The following is a 16,785-nucleotide window of genomic DNA, read 5'->3' as shown; positions in this document are numbered from 1 at the left end:
TCTTTGCAGGATTTTAGTTTTGTAAGCGGCAACACAAAAACATAAAACCCTGTACACAAAGTGGTAAAGTGATCCCATGAGTCAGATAGTCAGATAGTCAGATAAAGGGAGGCATGCCATGCTCAACGCTATAGAACTGGCGGCGCAAGTCGGTGAAGCGCTGAAATCGAAAAAACTGTTGCTGACGGTGGCAGAATCCTGCACCGGCGGCGGCATCTGCCAGGCCATTACCGAGATTGCCGGTTCTTCAGACTGGTTCGACTGCGGTTTTGTGTCGTATTCCAACTCCTCCAAATCCGAACTGCTGGACATCTCCCCTTCGCTGATCGCGCAGCACGGCGCCGTCAGCGAAGAGATTGCCGCCGCCATGGCGGAAGGCGCGCTGGCCAATTCGGAAGCGCATGTCGCCATCTCCACGACCGGCATCGCCGGCCCCGGCGGCGCGGTTCCCGGCAAGCCGGTGGGCACCGTGTGCTTTGGCTGGCTGGTGGGCGGGGTGTCGCACACCGAGCGGCTGGTGTTTGCCGGAGACCGGCATACGGTGCGCGAGCAGACTATCGTGCATGCGCTGGACAGGCTGCACCGCTATCTGAAGGAAGTGTAAGGAAGTCTAAGGCGGCGCAATTCACGCCAGGCCAGGCGGACCGGGCCCACCTTTCCCTCCTATTTCGCTGCCCTGGCTTTTGCCACCAGCGCATCCACGACCTGCAGCGTCACCTTGTTCAATGCCGGGCGCGGCGTGCCGGGATTGCCCTCGTCCACCATCGCAGGATTCGTCAGGTAGCGGCCATCAACGACCAGCGTGGGCGTACTATCGACCTTGTAGCTTGCCGCTACGCGCGACAGATTCTGCAACTTGGTTTTGACCGAGAATGAATTGTAAAATTCCAGAAACCTGGCTTTGTCGAGACCGTTTTTGACAGCCCAATCGAGATTGTCTGCATCACTCAGCAAACGGCGATGCTCGACGTGCCATGCGTATAAAACCTTGGCGTGCAAGGCGTCTTCATTCTTCATCGCTTCCAGCGTCAGGAATAAATGCGCTTCCGGGTCATTACTCTCCGTGTGGGGAATATGGATGCGGCGGAATACAACACCATCGCCCTGCTTTTTCACCCAATCCAGCAGCTCGGGTTCCAGCGCATTGCAGGCCGGGCAGTGGTACATGAAAAACTCGATCACTTCTATCTTCTTGCCGGCCGTCTGCGCCGGCTGCGGCGCGGCCAGCGTCATATAATCCGCGCCCTCCCTGGGGCTGGCGGGCGAAGCAGTAGCAACGCCGGCAACAAGACACGCGGCAACAGCGAGAAGGCGGAGATAACGCATGGAGTTCCTTTTCATGTAAGGGGTTCAAGATTTTTAGCGGAGATGCATTTCCGTCTGCACAAAAAAACAAAGCCTACTCGCATGGTAGCAATGTTCCATCGTGCACCGTAGTACATCCCGGGCTATTCTTGTTCGACACTACAACAGGAAATAAATTCCCTGTTGCAGCCAAACGATAAATTTGGCATGATGGAGCAATGCATTCCTCCTTACCGGCCCACCAGAACCAAGCACACGCAGCCTGCTCAGCAGCCGGCGCGATGTCGTTCGCCGGTCTCTCCATGGCGCCGTCGCGTCGCCCTCCCGCTTTCACCTCCTCCATTATTCGAATTATCCAGGGTCGCTGAGCTACGGCTTTGCCGGTGCTGGGCGCCCCTCAACAGCCATGCCACGCTGATGTGCGCTGCTGAGCTATTGCGCGCGCGTTCGCCCATTTCTTAACTCCGCCCATCTTCTGGAGAAAACTCATGTTCCAACAAATGGAGCGTGCGGATACGTGCGCCTATCCGTCACTGCAAGACATACAACACACCGCCGCCCGGCTGTCGGGTAAGATACTCAGCACGCCGGTCTGGCGCTGGCAAACCGGCGCCATGGAAACCCAGGCCGGCATGCCCGCCGAAGTATGGCTGAAGCTGGAGCTGTTCCAGAAAACCGGCACCTTCAAATTCCGCGGCGCGCTGAACTGCTTCGAGGCGCTGGATGCCGCTGCCAGGCAGAGGGGTGTGGTCGCCGTCAGCGCCGGCAACCATGCAGTGGCAGTGGCCTATACCGCGCAGCTGCTGGGCGTGCATGCAATTGTCGTCATGCCGCACAATGCCAGCCCCGCGCGCATCGCCGCCTGCCGCGAATCCGGCGCCGAAGTGCAGCTTGCACCCAATGTGCATGAAGCCTTCCGCTGGGGAAAGCAGATACAGGAACAGGAAGGCAGGACCATGATCCACCCTTTCGATGGCCCGCTGACCGCACAGGGCACCGGCACCATAGGCCTGGAACTGATGCAGCAGGTGCCGGGGCTGGACGCGGTGGTCGTGCCCATCGGCGGCGGCGGCCTGTGCGCCGGCATTGCCGCTGCCGTCAAGCAAATCAACCCCGCCTGCAAGGTGTATGGCGTGGAACCCCTGGGCGCCGACATCATGTACCGCAGCTTCCTCTCCGGCCAGCCGGAAAAGCTGGAGAAAGTGGACACCGTCGCCGACAGCCTGGGCGCACCGTATGCCATGCCCTACAGCATGAACGTCTGCCGCCTGTTCGTCGATGATGTGGTGCGCGTCAGCGACGACCAGATCTGCCGCGCGATGTACAAGCTGTACCGCGACGTCAAACTGGTGGCGGAGCCGGCCGCCGCAGTTGCCGCCGCCGGCATGGCCGAGCCCTTGCGCCTCAAGCTGGAAGGCAGGAAGGTGGCCCTGGTTGTGTGCGGTTCCAATATGGAGCCGCAGAGGTTTGCGGAACTGATTGCGCGAGGCGCAGCGTAAGATGGCGCTTGCTGCGGGACGAAAGGCAACGGCCCGCCTTGAAGCAGCTGTCCTGCCAATTGGCCTGCCGGCCGGCGGCAAACATTGACGCTGCTCTCCTGGCGATACTAAAATCCAGCAAAGAACAGCAGCTCCCGGAGGATGCAATGAAACGGACGTGAACTATCATCGGCGTTGCGGATGTCGCGCACAGCTTCGCGTGGTACCAGTCGCTGTTTGGCCAGGCGAAAACACATCCCGCGCATGATTACTTCGGGCAAATCATCGACACTGACGGAACGGTCCTGCTGTGCCTGCATCAGTGGGGAAGCCATGAACATCCGACATTGGCCAGCCCCGGCCATGCGCAGCCCGGTAATGGACTACTCTTGTTCTTCCGGGTGGATGACTTTGACGATGCGCTGCGTAGGGCGCGCACGCTTGTCGCAAGGATAGAGGAGGAACCCGGCGTGAACCCCGCTACGGGCACCAGGGAATTCGCACTTCGTGATCCCGACGGGTACTACGTCATGGTCAGTGAACTCACAGCGATCTGATCCATTTGGGTTGCGTGGAAACGGCGCATGGACTGCACCATGCGGCATGAACGCCCCTGCCTGCTTTATGGTTCAGCCGCGATAGCGTAACGCGTCCACCAGCAGCGCAAAGGCGGGCGAAGACAGGCGGCGGCTTGGGTAATACAGGTGGTAGCCGGGGAAAGCCGGGCACCACTCTTCCAGCACGCGCTGCAGACGCCCCTGTGCGATGTGTTCGCGCGCCATGTCTTCCGGTATATAGGCAATGCCGAATCCCGCCAGCGCGGCTCTCAAGATGGGAGGGCTGCTATTAAACACCAACTGCCCCTGAACGCGCACGTTCAGCTCATGGCCGTCTTTTGCAAATTCCCACGCATACAAACCGCCGTAGGTAGGCAGCCGCAGGTTGATGCAATGATGGGTGGCAAGCTCATGCGGCGCAGAGGGCGGCGCATGGTGTGCAAAGTAGGCCGGAGAAGCGACGGCAGCCATGCGCAGATCCGGCGCGATACGCACGGCGATCATGTCTTTCGCCACCTGGTCACCGAGACGCACGCCGGCGTCATAACGCTCGGCCACGATATCGATGAGTCCGTAACTGACAGTGATCTCTACCTTGATGTCGGGATATTCGGGCAGGAAGTTTTCCAGCCGGGGCCACAGTACAGTGCTGGCAGCATGGTCGGCAGCGGACAAGCGTATATTCCCTGCCGGCTTGTCGCGCAGTTCTGTCAATGCCGCGAGTTCAAGCTCGATCTCGTCAAAGCGGGGGCCTACGGTTGCGAGCAAGCGCTCTCCGGCATCGGTGGGAGAGACGCTGCGCGTCGTGCGTGTCAGCAGCCGTAAGCCGAGGCGCGTCTCCAGGCCGCGTATGGTATGGCTCAGCGCCGACTGCGATACCCCCAGTTGCGCAGCGGCCCGCGTGAAGCTCCCTTCCCGCGCCACGGAGATAAATGCGATCAGGTCATTAAAATTCTCCCGTGCCATTCATGAATCCTTCTCATAAGATCATGCCGATTATACCTCCTTATCACTAAACGCTATCCACGCTACAGTGCTTGTCACGAATCGCAATCAGCAAAGGACAGGCAAATGGACATCAAACGAATCGGCTCGCAACTCTCCGCCCATGGCCCCGTGGAATATTTCACAGGCTCCGTGCGCGTAGACCCTCTGTTTCAGGCAAACGAACCTGCTCGCGCGCTCGGCGTCAGTGTCACATTCGAGCCCGGTGCCCGCACCGCGTGGCACACGCACCCGCTGGGACAAACCTTGATCGTAACGGCAGGCTGCGGCCTGATCCAGCTTCAGGGAAATAATGTCCAGGCCATTTACCCCGGAGATGTGGTCTGGATCGCGCCGGGTGAAAAGCATTGGCATGGCGCGTCGGCCAACACGGGCATGACCCATATCGCCATCCAGGAACAGTGGGAAGGCAAGACGGCGGACTTCATGGAGCATGTCAGCGCCGAGCAATATCTGGCCGCAGGCATGCAGCCGGCGGCCAGATAAATGCCAGGCCCCACTACCCCTCTCCATTGCCGGCAGACCCCGCATCGCGTAGCTGTGCTGGGGATCATCCTCGTCAGCTACCTGATGATCGTGCTGGACATTTCCATCGTGATCACGGCGCTGCCGAAGATCCGCGACAGTCTCGGTTTTTCGGCGACCGGCCTGAGCTGGGTGCAGAGCGCCTATACCCTCACCTTCGGCGGATTGCTGCTGCTCGGCGCGCGGGCTGGTGACATCTTGGGACGTCGCCTCATGTTTATCGTCGGTCTGGCGCTGTTCACCGTCGCATCGCTCGCCATCGGCGCGGCGCAGTCCGCCGCGTGGCTGATTGCGGCCCGCGCGGTGCAAGGCATAGGCGCGGCGGTGCTGGCGCCATCGACGCTGGCACTGCTGTCCATCAACTTCGCCGAAGGACAGGAGCGCACACGCGCCGTGGGCTACTACGGCGCAGTTGCAGGAATAGGCGCCAGCATAGGCCTTGTACTGGGTGGCATCCTTGCCGACAGGCTATCGTGGCGCCTGGCTTTCTTTATCAACCTGCCGATCGGCATGGCCCTGATGCTAGGCGCCCGCCGCTACCTGGCCGAGACAGTTCGCCGCCCCGGCCGCTTTGATGTAGCTGGCGCGCTCAGTTCCACCGCTGGCATGGGCGCGCTGGTGTTCGGTATCATCCGCTCCGCAGCATCCGGGTGGGGCGATGCATGGGCGCTGGGAGCAATCACCATCGGAGTGGCGCTGCTGGCCTTGTTCGTGCTGATAGAATGGCGCGCAAAACAGCCTGTCATGCCGTTGAGGCTGTTCGCCAACCGCGAGCGCAACGGAGCCTATGCAGCCCGCGCACTTTTCCTGGGCGGCATGATGGGATTCTGGTTTTTTACGACACAGTTTCTGCAAGGGGTATTAGGCTATAGCGCATTCGCAGCCGGCCTTGCCTTCCTGCCGATGACCGTCGCCAATTTTGCAACTGCATTGGCGGTGCCAAAGTTCACGCGGCGCTTCGGTAACGGGACTGTGATGATGGCCGGCATCGGCATCGCCTTATTAGGCATGCTCGTGCTCAGCCGGGTTTCTGCCGATACGCCTTACGCTATCGGCGTGATGCTGCCGATGGTAATGATCGGCATGGGCCAGGGCTACTCGCTCAGCCCGCTGACGATTGCCGGCATCGCCGGCGTTCCTGCAGAAGATGCCGGCGCCGCATCGGGCCTGGTCAACGTCGCGCACCAGCTGGGGGGCTCACTGGGGCTGGGTATCCTGACCGTGATATTCGCGAACGCCAGCTCAAATGCGCTCAATGCCACAGACGTGTTAACCCACCGTATCGCCGCGGCGCTGACCGGCAGTGCCGTCATGCTGGCGCTGGCGTTGACCCTCGTCATCGGCTTGATCGTGCAGCCGTTTTCGCGTGGCAAGCCCGCTTGATTACCCAGGATAGGGAAACCAGAACTAAGCACCTAGCGCGAAAACCGTTTGCGGTAATCGGTAGGTGAAATAGCGAGATGGCGCTGGAAAGTCACGCGCATCCTTTCCTCGTCGCCGAAGCCGCATTGGCGGGCGATCTGGTCCACGTTGCGTGGCGATTCTTCCAGCAGGCGCCTGGCTGACGCAAGCCGAAAAATCTCGACCGCCTTGGCCGGCGTCCTGCCTGTTGCCTGCTTATAGGCGCGAGAAAAATTGCGCGGGCTCATGCGCACTTTTTCCGCAAGGCACTCCACGCTGAGGTTTTCGGTGTCTAGATTGTCGGCGATCCACAGATGCAGCTCATCGAAGGCGGCACTATCGTGCGCCTGCGACTGCAGCATCTCGCTGAACTGGGACTGGCCGCCCGGCCGCTTGAGGAACACCACCAGCTCACGCGCGACCTTCATCGCGATGTCGCGGCCGCAATCCTGCTCCACCAGGGCCAGCGCCAGGTCGATGCCCGCAGTGACGCCCGCAGATGTCCAGACCGCGCCCTGCTGCACAAAGATGGCGTCGCGATCTACCTCCACCAAGGGAAAGCTTTCCTTCAATGCATCGCACATTGCCCAATGCGTGGCGGCGCGTTTGCCGTCCAGCAGGCCTGCCTGGCCCAGCAGAAAAGCGCCACTGCACACCGACGCGGTGCGGCGCGCTTTGGCGGAGTTTGCCTGCAGCCACTCCGGCAGCAGCGCCGATTTTGCAAGCACCTGCTGGATACGGGGCGAACCGGGAACAATGATGGTATCGACGAGGGCGCCGTCAAAATCGGCCAGCGCCGCAGTGTCCAGCGACACGCCCTCCACCGTGGATACAGGTCCGCCGCGCAGGCTGACGGTATGGCGCCGGTAGGCGGGCAGGCCGCTTTCTTCCATGTACTGGCAGGCGGCCCAGAACACGGTCAGCGGGCCGGTCATATCCAGCAGGCACATGTCGTCGAAGGCAACAAATAGCACCAGCCGGCCTTTATTGAGGTCTTTATCGCCGGGTTTTGGCTGGATTTCTGGGGTATATGTCATTTACGTCGAATTCTTTCATGGCTACTATATGAAGTCAATGAACTGCATTCAGCAGGCAACGACGATTCATCAACGGCCAAGTTTCCATGGATGCATATACCCGTACTTTCGACACCCTGCGCCCCCGGCTGGAAGGCCTGGCTTACCGCATGCTCGGCTCCAGGGCGGAGGCCGAGGATATTGTGCAGGATGCATGGCTGCGCTGGCATGAGGCGCCGCAGGCAACGCTGGACAGCGCCGAAGCATGGCTGGTCACCATTACCACGCGCCTTTCCATAGACCGGCTGCGCATGGCGAAGGTGAGGCGCGACAGCTATCCCGGCATGTGGCTACCCGAACCCATGCTGACCGAATCGCCGACCACGCCGGAACAGATACTGGAACGATCCGACGATATTTCCGTCGCTTTCCTCGTGCTGCTGGAGCAACTGGCGCCGGAGGCGCGTGCCGCCTTCCTGCTGCGGGAAGTGTTCGATACGGACTATGAAGAAGTGGCGCAGATGGTGGGCAAAAGCGTGGCAGCCTGCCGGCAGATGGTGCATCGCGCCAAGGCGCAGCTGCTGGACAAGCGCCCCAACTCGACCAAAGTGCGCGATGCGCACCAGGGCCTGATGCGCAGTTTTGCCGAAGCGCTGGTCAAAGGCGACTTTGCCGCATTAAAGCAGATGCTGGACGACAACGCGCAATTGATTGGCGACGGCGGCGGCAAGGTGCAGACTTTTCCCAAGCCCATGCTGGGCGGGCAACGTATTGCGCAACTTTTTTATGCAGCATGCCTGCGCTATGGCAAGGAGCTGCGCATAGAGCTTGTTCAAATCAACGGCGAATGGGGCCTGCTGCGTTTTATCGAAGGCAAGCTGGAATCCGCACAAACGTATGAAACCGATGGGCAACGTATCCTGCGCGTGAACGTGCAGCGCAATCCGGACAAGCTGGCCCGCCTGAACGCCGCGTGGGCCAGGCTTGAGGCGGCCCGTTCGCAGCATCCCGCCGCATAACCAGACTCCCTCTCCTCCGTACTCTGCCAGCTTTCCCGATTGGTGCCGCGCATGCAACACCGTGATGCGGCACACCTACCTACCGCTTCCGGGCGCGAATATTTAGCATAGGGCCATCGCATAAAACGCTGGCCCTGGCGTCTGCCGTGCTGCCATAGCTATGGCTAGGAATACACCCATAGCCGTGCAGGCCGTTTCTTCAAAAGGATGAACCATGAAACTCTATTACATGCCCGGCGCCTGTTCGCTGGCCGACCTCATCGTGCTGGAGTGGGCCGGTACCCCGTACCAGGCAGTGCAGATGGACCTGGACAGCATGAAGGAAGCCGGCTACCTGAGCATCAACGCCGGCGGCACCGTACCTTTGCTGCAGCATGGCGACTTCACGCTCACCGAAAACGTGGCCATCCTCGGCTACCTGGCGGACCTGTCTCCCGATGCACAGCTGCTGGGCGACGGCACGCCGCGCGCACGCGCGGAAGTCATGCGTTGGCTGGGCTTTTTAAATTCGGACGTGCACAAGGCCTTCAAGCCCATCTTCACGCCGGGCCGCTTCCTGGAAGATGAAACCCTGGTGGAAACGCTGGCTGCCAATGCGCGCCTGCACATCCGCAAATACCTGGAAAGGCTGGACGCGCAACTGGCCGGCCGCGACTGGATTGCAGGACAACGTTCCATCGCCGATCCTTACCTGTACGTCGTCGCCCGCTGGGCAATCGGCAAGGAAGTCAATCTGCAAGGGCTGCACCAGCTGTCGCGCTTTGTCGGCCGCATGAACACGGACGCAGGCGTGCGCGCCGCGCTGGCGGCGGAAGGCTCGCCCATACTGCCGTTTCCGTCCTTTCTGCAGTTCACCCCGAAATCGCCGGAGACAGGTGCACTGGCAGTATCGTCCTGAATTCATTCACAAAAGGAAAAACCATGATCACATTTAAAACATTCCCAACGCTGCTGTGCATGCTGGCATGCTTGGCCTCCCTGCCGCTGACAGCGGTTGATGCTATTGCTGCTATTGCTGCCCCGGCTGCGCCTGAACCTGTCGTCACCCCGCTGATGCTGAAAGAGCTGGCGAATATTCCCGGCAAGGAAGTGCTGATGATTACCGTGGATTACGCGCCGGGCGGCGCCGACCCTGTGCATCGCCACGACGCGCACGGTTTTATATACGTACTGGAAGGTTCCATCGTCATGGGCGTCAAAGGCGGCAAGGAAGTCACCCTGGTGCCGGGCCAGACTTTCTATGAAGGCCCGGCCGATATCCATACCGTGGGGCGGAATGCCAGCACAACCAAGCCGGCAAAGTTCCTCGTGTTCCTGCTAAAAGACAAAGGCGTGGCGGCAGTATTGCCTGCGAACTGAAGTTTCAGCTGTGCACGCAGCTGTTCAGTTGCCGCGCGCCACTGAAAGCGACAGAAAAAATATAAGCGATGCTGTCACAAAGCCGCAAGATCAAACGTCTTGTGGTTATGAACAGACTATTCCCTATATCTGGACGCATGCCTGTCCTTTTTCGCCAGTGCAAGAAAACCAAAGGCACCGCATGTATCACGGATTCAGATCCCACCCTCTCCGCCATGCAGACGGAGGGCAAGCATGCCTAGCCAGCCAACAACTCTTTTGCAAAGCGAACATACCGACGCGCTTGCATCCAGTTTTGCCACGAGCTACGCGGGTGTGGTCGCGTTTATCACCGTCGTGACAGAGGGCAGTTTTGCCAAGGCCGGCAACCGACTGGGAATAGGCCGCTCCGCTGTCAGCCGCAGTGTGCAGAAACTGGAAACGCAACTGGATGCCAGGCTCTTCGTCCGCACCACGCGCAGCACCTCGCTGACGCGCGAGGGAGAACTTTTTTACAAAAACTGCCATCCCGGTGTCGAACGCATCGTGCAAGCGGTTGAAGACATGCGCGAACTGCGCGACGGCCCGCCACGCGGCCGGCTGCGCATCTGCTCAGGCGTCGGCTTTGGCCGTAAGGTGGTGGCGCCGCTGTTGCAGGGCTTCCATGCTGCTTATCCAGGCATCGCACTGGATTTCCTGCTGGATGACAAACCCGCCGACTTCACGGCCGGCCGTGTGGACGTGGCGTTTCGCGATGGCCGCATGGAAGACAGCCAGGTCGTCGCCAGGAAACTGATTCCCCTGCAGATGCTGGTGTGCGCATCGCCGCAGTGTGCGCAGGAGCACGGCCTTCCCCGCAGCCTGGAAGAACTGGCCGCTCACCGCTGCATCAACACCCGCCTGGCCTCCGGGCGCATCGGCGAATGGGAATTCCAGGCCGGCGACCGCCCCCATAAAGTGCAGCCCAAGGCAATGAGCACCTTCAACGACGCGGACATCGTACTGCAGGCGGTGCTGAACGGACGGGGCATCGCACAGCTGCCGGCCTACCAGGTCTGCGAATTTCTGCGTAGCGGCAGGCTGCTGAAATGCCTGGAGAAGTATGCGCCGGAGCACCAGGGACATTACATCTGCTACCTGAGCCGCCAGCAGATGCCGGCCAGGATCAGGGTTTTTATCGACTACATGACCGCGCACATGAGAGCGCTGGACTTGCAGTGCAGGAGCGATTTTTCAGCGCGCGATGCGGCAGCCATGCCGACGGAAGGCATGGATCTGGCAGGCGCGCCATGCCTGGCGCCTTGAATGCCCGGGTGTGACCCTTAAGCGCCGGGGCCTAACTCCGGACACGCCCGTCATTGGGGCAAACGAGTATCTAATTTGTCGTACCGCAACGCATCGCACAACGGCGCCCAGCCGTACTGGGAAAAGCAAGACCCACCAAGGAATGTCTATGACGCAACGCATCAACTATGTGCAGCAGTCCCCCGAACTGTTCAAGAAATTCATCCAGTTCATCGGCGAAACAAAAGAAAGCGCCATTGAAGAAAAAACCCGCGATCTTGTCGCTATCCGCTCTGCCCAATTGAACAACTGCGGGTTCTGCCTGGACATGCACGTCAAGCAGGCAAAGATCCACGGGGAGCGGGAGCTGCGCCTGCACCATATCGCCGCCTGGCGCGAGTCCACGCTGTTTGTCCCGCGCGAACGCGCGGCACTGGCCTGGACGGAAGCGCTGAGCAAGCCGTCCGAGCAGGGTGTGCCGGACGACATCTACGAACGAGTGCGCGGCCAGCTGTCTGAACAGGAAATTTCCGACCTGACCTTCATCATCATGGCGAACGGTTCGTGGAACCGGCTCAACATCGCCTTCAAGACTGTGCCGGGTTCGTCCGACGCCATCTTCGGGCTGGACAAGGCCGGGCTGAGCTGAGCTGAACAGACTGAACTGAAAATTTTTACCAGGCACCACCCCGCATCAATCCCGATCGCGGACTTACATTGAGAGAGATATCATGAAAATCGTTGTCATCGGCGGATCAGGACTCATCGGCAGCAAAGTCGTCAATAATCTGCACAAGGCCGGCCACGATGTGGTGGCGGCGTCGCCTGCTTCCGGCATCAATACCATCACCGGCGAAGGGCTGGCGGAAGCGCTGGCCGGCGCGCAAGTCGTGATCGACGTCGCAAACTCGCCTTCGTTCGAAGACAAGGCTGTGCTGGAATTTTTTGAAACCTCGGGCAAAAACCTGCTCGCGGCGGAAGCCGTGGCCGGCGTCAAGCACCATGTGGCCTTGTCGGTGGTCGGCACGGACCGCCTGGCGGAAAGCGGCTATTTCCGCGGCAAGATCGCACAGGAAAAACTGATCAGGGAAGCCGGCATCCCCTACACCATCGTCCACTCCACGCAGTTCTTTGAATTCCTCGGCAGCATTGCTCAATCCGGTGCCGACGGTAACCAGGTCCATCTGTCGCCGGCATTTGTGCAGCCTATCGCCTCGGACGACGTGGCCGAAGCGACGGTGGATTATGCACTGGGCAAACCGCTGATGGGCGTAGTGGAAATCGCCGGCCCCGACCGCATGCGCTTGTCGGAACTGGTGCAGCAACACCTGATTGCCACGAAGGACACACGCAAGGTCGTTCAGGACGTGCATGCCCGCTACTTCGGCGCGGAACTGCAAGACAATACGCTGGTGCCCGGCGACAATCCGCGCCTAGGAAAAATCAATTACACAACCTGGTTCAGCCAGTCGCAAGCGGCAAAATAAGGCCGGAGTGAAGGCCGCGCGCTGGTTTTTTTTGCGGCATTGCCAGATCATTGCAGGCGCGGTGCAATGCAGCCGCTTGCGGGATCCGGCGATGTGGTTTTGCGGATCAGTTAGCCGGTCTGGCTGCCATAAAAGGCCTGACGCTGTCCTTCAGGCTGTCCGCCTGGCCGTGATGCCGCAGGCTGTTCAGCAGCGTACCTGACTTGGTGATGCTTTCAAACAGGTCTTGCAGCGCCTCCTTGTCTTCCGCACTGAGCGCCGTCTTGGACAGGTAGGCGCCGCTGTCTATCCATGGCAGATCGTCCAGCCCTTCATACCGCAGCCTGCTTTGCAGTGCTTCCAGCCGCTTGTCCGTCTGCACGACATCGGAAAAGATGGGCGATGTCATGATGGTGGCATTGGCGGCACCGGATAGCATCTGGCGGGCAACCGATGTAGGGTCGGATTCCAGTATCAGGCGACCCTGGCTCTTCAGCTCGCTGACCAGTGCAAGATAGGCGGCGCCGTAGTCGTAACCGCGCACCAGCGCCAGTTTCATTTCACGGTGCTCCAGCAGTTCTTGCAGGCTGCGGATGGCCGGACGTTCCGCTGCAACCGAGATCAGCGTAGCCCTGACCGACAGCAGGGGAACGAAAAGCCCGGCCTCGTCGCGACGCGGCGTGCGGATGGCAGGCAGCAGTATGTCGGACTGGCCGCTTTGGAACATCGCTTCCTGGCGCGAACGCGGCACCACAGAAAACACAAATTCGCAGCCGTTCTTTTTGCCGGCGCTGCGCAACACATCAAGATAGATGCTGCCGAACTGTTTTTTGGTGATGGCCGTACCGGAACCGGTGGACGATACCGGGACCACAAACGGCCGTGAACATTCAGCCGAGCCGGCACCGGCTGCCATGGCAGCCATCGCGATACAAACCGGCAGCAAACAGCGCGCCACCCGTTTTAAGGAAGCTCCTGCGGTGAAGATGTCAGGCATCGTCCGTCCTGTTCTTATTGGCATCAGCGGCAGGAGTTGATGGCGCTCCGGGTTTCTTCGGCTACGCGGCGGGCGGCCTGCGTGTACGACTCGCCGGCTGCCGGTTTGGCGTACAGGATGGCGCGCGAGGAATTGATCATCATGCCGGTTCCCGCTGCGGTCTTGCCGGCGGTGACAGTAGCAGCAACATCGCCGCCCTGCGCACCTATGCCGGGGATCAGCAGCGGCATGTCGCCGATGATGTGGCGCACCTGCGAAATTTCATTCGGGAAGGTGGCGCCCACCACCAGCGCACACTGGCCGTTGGTGTTCCACTTGTCGGCCACCAGCTGGGCGACATGCTGGTATAGCGGCTTGCCGCCTACATCCAGGAACTGCAGGTCGGAGCCGCCGGCATTCGATGTACGGCACAGTACGATGGCGCCACGGTCCTTCCACTCCATGTAGGGCGCCACCGAATCAAAGCCCATGTAGGGGCTGACGGTTACCGCGTCGGCGCCGTAGCGCTCGTAGGCTTCACGGGCATACTGTTCGGCCGTAGCGCCGATGTCGCCGCGCTTGGAATCGAGGATGATGGGAATGTTCGGGTAACTGGTGCGGATGTAGTTGCAGATGGCTTCCAGCTGGTCTTCCGCGCGCAGGGCGGCAAAATACGCAATCTGCGGCTTGAACGAGCAGGCCAGGTCGGCAGTGGCGTCGATGATGGATTTGCAGAATGCAAAAATGGCGTCCGGCTGGCCGGCGATCTCTGCCGGGAAGCGGGAGACATCGGGGTCAAGCCCCACGCACAGCAGCGAGTTATTGGAAGCCCAGGCGGCAGTCAGTTTTTCTATGAAGGTCATTATTTGCCTTTTTATTAATATTGGATGCGTGGAGCATATACCGGCATTATAAAGCGGACTAGGGCCAAAATTCGCGCAGCACCACTTCTTGCCGCTCAGACCTGGCCCCCACAACCGGCGCAGCGCAGGACAATTAAGGCGGGCGGGCGTATGATTCATCAAATCCACACAATTGACAGCCTCACGCCCCGGCGCGCGGCTGATTTGCCGTAATGAAAAAAACACCTGTAAGCGATATCGACCTGCTGGCGCTGGACAATCAGTTCTGCTTTGCGCTGTATTCAGCATCGCTGGCGATGACCAAGACCTACAAACCCATCCTGGACAAGATAGGCCTGACCTATCCGCAATATCTTGTCATGATGGTGTTATGGCAGCGGGACAATATACTGGTCAAAGACATCGGTGAATCGCTGTTCCTGGATTCCGGCACGCTGACGCCGCTGCTGAAAAGGCTGGAAGCAGCCGGCATCCTCGTCCGCAGGCGCGACGAACAGGACGAGCGGCAGGTCAGGATTACGCTGACAACAGCAGGTAAACAATTGAAGAAGGCAGCAAAGGAAATCCCCCTGCAGATCATGTGCGCCAGCGGCCAGACCAAGGAAGTGCTGATCAGCCTGCGCGAGCAATTGTCGGAGATACGGGACGATCTGACGGAGAGCAAGGAAACCGCATCCTAGTGCCAGAGCTAGTGCAGTAAGGAAATTATGCTTTATTCCGCGTGCTGAAAATAATATTTTCCAAAATTAGATTGCACACAATCTAATCGCCATCTATAATTCGCTCATCAGCTTCAGGCAGCAAAATCAGTAAATCAGCATAGCAGTTGGAAGATTAGCAGTTGGAAGATCAGCAGTTGGAAATTGAGCAGTAACAAGATTCAGTCACGGCTTCAGTCCTCACATGACGCCGTATTTTTCAGAGGCTGCTGCGAAGTGTGCCGGGCCACATGGCAAAATCAGGCAATACCGCCAGGCACATTTCGCAACGGCTTCTTTATTTCAGCCCATCAGGAGAACACCATGCAAGTACTCTACACAGCAAGCGCAACAGCAACCGGCGGCCGCGACGGCCGCGCCGTATCCAGCGACAACCAGTTGTCCGTCAAACTGACTACGCCTAAAGAACTCGGCGGCGGCGGCGGCGAAGGCACCAACCCGGAACAGATGTTTGCAGCCGGCTACTCCGCCTGCTTCATCGGCGCAATGAAATTCGTCGCAGCAGCAACCAAAGTCACGCTGCCGGCAGAAACATCGATCAACGGCCAGGTCGGCATCGGCCCTAACGACAAAGGCGGTTTCGGACTGACAGTGGCACTGAACGTGACCATCCCCGGCATGGACAAGGCAGAAGCACAGGCGCTGGTAGACAAAGCCCACCAGGTTTGCCCTTACTCCAATGCGACACGCGGCAACATCGACGTGACCATCACCGTTCTGTAATACCCTATAGGAAAATGCTTGCAGCCTCTGCTGCAGCTGCTTCCCCGAAAAGGCCGCCATCGCGGCCTTTCGCTTTTTGCGCATCGGGAAAAAGCCTTGTTACAATAGGTCCACCATTCCATTCCAGGGCCGCCATGATTCCCCATCTCAGCAAAGAACAAGTCAGACTGGCCCTGCCCTACCCCGAGCTGGCCGCCGCGTTGCGCGACGCCTTCGCCGAGGGCATGCAGGCGCCGCAGCGGCATGTGCACAATGTGTCGGAAGACCCGGCCTCCACCCTGCTGCTGATGCCGGTGTGGCAGGCCGGCGGCAATATGGGCGTGAAGCTGGTGACGGTGGCCCCGCAGAACCAGGGCCTGCCGTCAGTGCATGCGATCTTCGTACTGTTCGACACCCGTACCGGCGCGCCGCTGGCACTGATGGACGGCGAGGAACTGACCGCCCGGCGCACCGCTGCCGCCTCGGCCCTGGCCTCGGGCTACACGTCGCGCAGCAACAGCCGCTGCCTGCTGCTGGTGGGCACTGGCAATCTGGCGCCGTACCTGGCGGCCGCGCACTGCGCCGCGCGCGACATCCTGGAAGTAGCGGTGTGGGGACGTTCGGAAGAAAAAGCCCAGGCATGCGCCGAGCGCATGCGTGCCGGCGGCGAACTGCCGAGCTACGTCAACATCTGCGTGGCGACAGACCTGGAAAGCGCCTGCCGCCGTGCAGACATCATCAGTTGCGTCACCACCAGCCGCACGCCCGTCGTACGCGGCGAATGGCTGGAACCCGGCACCCACCTGGACCTGGTAGGCGGCTTCAAGCCCGACATGCGCGAAGTGGACAATGCCGCCATCACCCGCGCCAGCATCTTTGTCGATACCTACACCGGCGCACTAAAGGAAGCCGGCGACCTGACGCAGCCGCTGGCCAACGGCACACTACGCCCCACCGCCATCGTCGCGGAACTGGCAGAACTGTGCAAAGGCACGCATGCCGGCCGCAGCAGTGCCGAGGAAATTACGGTGTTCAAATCGGTGGGCACTGCGCTGGAAGATCTGTGCGCCGCCAACCTGGTGTGGGCGCAGTATCAAAAAGCCGCCTCATAAAAAGGCCGACTCTCAGGCG

At 60.1% G+C, this 16,785-nt stretch carries 19 protein-coding genes; 14 read left to right on the top strand and 5 right to left on the bottom strand.

The features are described from left to right. Positions 1-118 precede the first annotated feature (118 nt). Positions 119-604, top strand: coding sequence for a CinA family protein (locus ACO0LO_RS16220; RefSeq protein WP_422965294.1), 486 nt, complete (start codon positions 119-121; stop codon positions 602-604). 59 nt (positions 605-663) lie between these two features. On the opposite strand, the gene ACO0LO_RS16215 is transcribed toward ACO0LO_RS16220, so the two are convergent. Continuing rightward, the gene (locus tag ACO0LO_RS16215; protein ID WP_422965292.1) at positions 664-1,326 is read right to left on the bottom strand and encodes a thiol:disulfide interchange protein DsbA/DsbL; all 663 of its coding nucleotides are present in this window, start codon (positions 1,324-1,326) and stop codon (positions 664-666) included. Positions 1,327-1,793: 467 nt separating this feature from the next. Between ACO0LO_RS16215 and ACO0LO_RS16210 the strand changes: the two genes are divergently transcribed. Both ACO0LO_RS16210 and ACO0LO_RS16205 read left to right on the top strand, forming a co-directional pair. Beyond that, positions 1,794-2,804, top strand: a complete 1,011-nt coding sequence (locus ACO0LO_RS16210) for a threonine ammonia-lyase (protein ID WP_422965291.1) — start codon at positions 1,794-1,796, stop codon at positions 2,802-2,804. 164 nt (positions 2,805-2,968) lie between these two features. After that, the gene (locus ACO0LO_RS16205) at positions 2,969-3,340 is read left to right on the top strand and encodes a VOC family protein (protein ID WP_422965882.1); all 372 of its coding nucleotides are present in this window, start codon (positions 2,969-2,971) and stop codon (positions 3,338-3,340) included. A gap of 72 nt (positions 3,341-3,412) precedes the next feature. Here ACO0LO_RS16205 and ACO0LO_RS16200 read toward each other — a convergent pair whose 3' ends face one another. After that, a complete protein-coding gene (locus tag ACO0LO_RS16200; RefSeq protein ID WP_422965289.1) occupies positions 3,413-4,306 on the bottom strand; it encodes a LysR family transcriptional regulator in 894 nt (297 codons plus the stop codon). Positions 4,307-4,411: 105 nt separating this feature from the next. On the opposite strand from ACO0LO_RS16200, the gene ACO0LO_RS16195 reads away from it, so the two are divergent. Both ACO0LO_RS16195 and ACO0LO_RS16190 read left to right on the top strand, forming a co-directional pair. Further along, a complete protein-coding gene (locus ACO0LO_RS16195; protein ID WP_422965287.1) occupies positions 4,412-4,831 on the top strand; it encodes a (R)-mandelonitrile lyase in 420 nt (139 codons plus the stop codon). After that, a complete protein-coding gene (locus ACO0LO_RS16190) occupies positions 4,832-6,253 on the top strand; it encodes an MFS transporter (RefSeq protein WP_422965285.1) in 1,422 nt (473 codons plus the stop codon). 32 nt (positions 6,254-6,285) lie between these two features. On the opposite strand, the gene ACO0LO_RS16185 is transcribed toward ACO0LO_RS16190, so the two are convergent. Next, a complete protein-coding gene (locus ACO0LO_RS16185) occupies positions 6,286-7,308 on the bottom strand; it encodes a GlxA family transcriptional regulator (protein ID WP_422965283.1) in 1,023 nt (340 codons plus the stop codon). Positions 7,309-7,394: 86 nt separating this feature from the next. On the opposite strand from ACO0LO_RS16185, the gene ACO0LO_RS16180 reads away from it, so the two are divergent. The 6 genes from ACO0LO_RS16180 (at position 7,395) to ACO0LO_RS16155 (ending at position 12,415) form a co-directional block, all read left to right on the top strand. Beyond that, complete coding sequence (locus ACO0LO_RS16180) at positions 7,395-8,306, top strand: RNA polymerase sigma-70 factor (protein WP_422965281.1); 912 nt, start codon at positions 7,395-7,397, stop codon at positions 8,304-8,306. Positions 8,307-8,520: 214 nt separating this feature from the next. Then, on the top strand, positions 8,521-9,204 hold the full coding sequence (locus ACO0LO_RS16175; protein ID WP_422965279.1) for a glutathione S-transferase N-terminal domain-containing protein: 684 nt from the start codon (positions 8,521-8,523) through the stop codon (positions 9,202-9,204). 23 nt (positions 9,205-9,227) lie between these two features. Beyond that, the gene (locus ACO0LO_RS16170; protein ID WP_422965277.1) at positions 9,228-9,665 is read left to right on the top strand and encodes a cupin domain-containing protein; all 438 of its coding nucleotides are present in this window, start codon (positions 9,228-9,230) and stop codon (positions 9,663-9,665) included. A gap of 234 nt (positions 9,666-9,899) precedes the next feature. Continuing rightward, positions 9,900-10,949 carry a LysR family transcriptional regulator gene (locus ACO0LO_RS16165; protein ID WP_422965275.1) on the top strand — a complete coding sequence of 350 codons (1,050 nt, stop codon included), beginning with the start codon at positions 9,900-9,902 and terminating at the stop codon, positions 10,947-10,949. A 148-nt stretch (positions 10,950-11,097) separates the two neighbouring features. Beyond that, positions 11,098-11,577, top strand: coding sequence for a carboxymuconolactone decarboxylase family protein (locus ACO0LO_RS16160; RefSeq protein ID WP_422965273.1), 480 nt, complete (start codon positions 11,098-11,100; stop codon positions 11,575-11,577). An 82-nt stretch (positions 11,578-11,659) separates the two neighbouring features. After that, positions 11,660-12,415 carry an SDR family oxidoreductase gene (locus ACO0LO_RS16155; protein WP_422965271.1) on the top strand — a complete coding sequence of 252 codons (756 nt, stop codon included), beginning with the start codon at positions 11,660-11,662 and terminating at the stop codon, positions 12,413-12,415. A gap of 106 nt (positions 12,416-12,521) precedes the next feature. On the opposite strand, the gene ACO0LO_RS16150 is transcribed toward ACO0LO_RS16155, so the two are convergent. Next, positions 12,522-13,391: a substrate-binding periplasmic protein gene (locus ACO0LO_RS16150; RefSeq protein ID WP_422965269.1), complete on the bottom strand. Its 870-nt coding sequence runs from the start codon at positions 13,389-13,391 to the stop codon at positions 12,522-12,524. Positions 13,392-13,414: 23 nt separating this feature from the next. Beyond that, complete coding sequence (pyrF, locus tag ACO0LO_RS16145) at positions 13,415-14,233, bottom strand: orotidine-5'-phosphate decarboxylase (RefSeq protein WP_422965267.1); 819 nt, start codon at positions 14,231-14,233, stop codon at positions 13,415-13,417. 212 nt (positions 14,234-14,445) lie between these two features. Here pyrF and ACO0LO_RS16140 point away from each other — a divergent pair, with 212 nt between their 5' ends. The 3 genes from ACO0LO_RS16140 (at position 14,446) to ACO0LO_RS16130 (ending at position 16,766) form a co-directional block, all read left to right on the top strand. After that, positions 14,446-14,913: a MarR family winged helix-turn-helix transcriptional regulator gene (locus tag ACO0LO_RS16140; RefSeq protein WP_422965266.1), complete on the top strand. Its 468-nt coding sequence runs from the start codon at positions 14,446-14,448 to the stop codon at positions 14,911-14,913. Positions 14,914-15,255: 342 nt separating this feature from the next. Further along, positions 15,256-15,675: an organic hydroperoxide resistance protein gene (locus ACO0LO_RS16135; protein ID WP_394782077.1), complete on the top strand. Its 420-nt coding sequence runs from the start codon at positions 15,256-15,258 to the stop codon at positions 15,673-15,675. A gap of 134 nt (positions 15,676-15,809) precedes the next feature. Further along, on the top strand, positions 15,810-16,766 hold the full coding sequence (locus ACO0LO_RS16130; protein WP_422965265.1) for an ornithine cyclodeaminase family protein: 957 nt from the start codon (positions 15,810-15,812) through the stop codon (positions 16,764-16,766). The last annotated feature ends 19 nt before the right edge of the window (positions 16,767-16,785 follow it).

Source organism: Undibacterium sp. TJN25, from assembly GCF_049339885.1.
Taxonomy (GTDB): Bacteria; Pseudomonadota; Gammaproteobacteria; order Burkholderiales; family Burkholderiaceae_D; genus Undibacterium.
The sequence above is the reverse complement of the archived record's forward strand: the minus strand, read 5'-3'. Positions and strand labels throughout refer to the sequence as shown.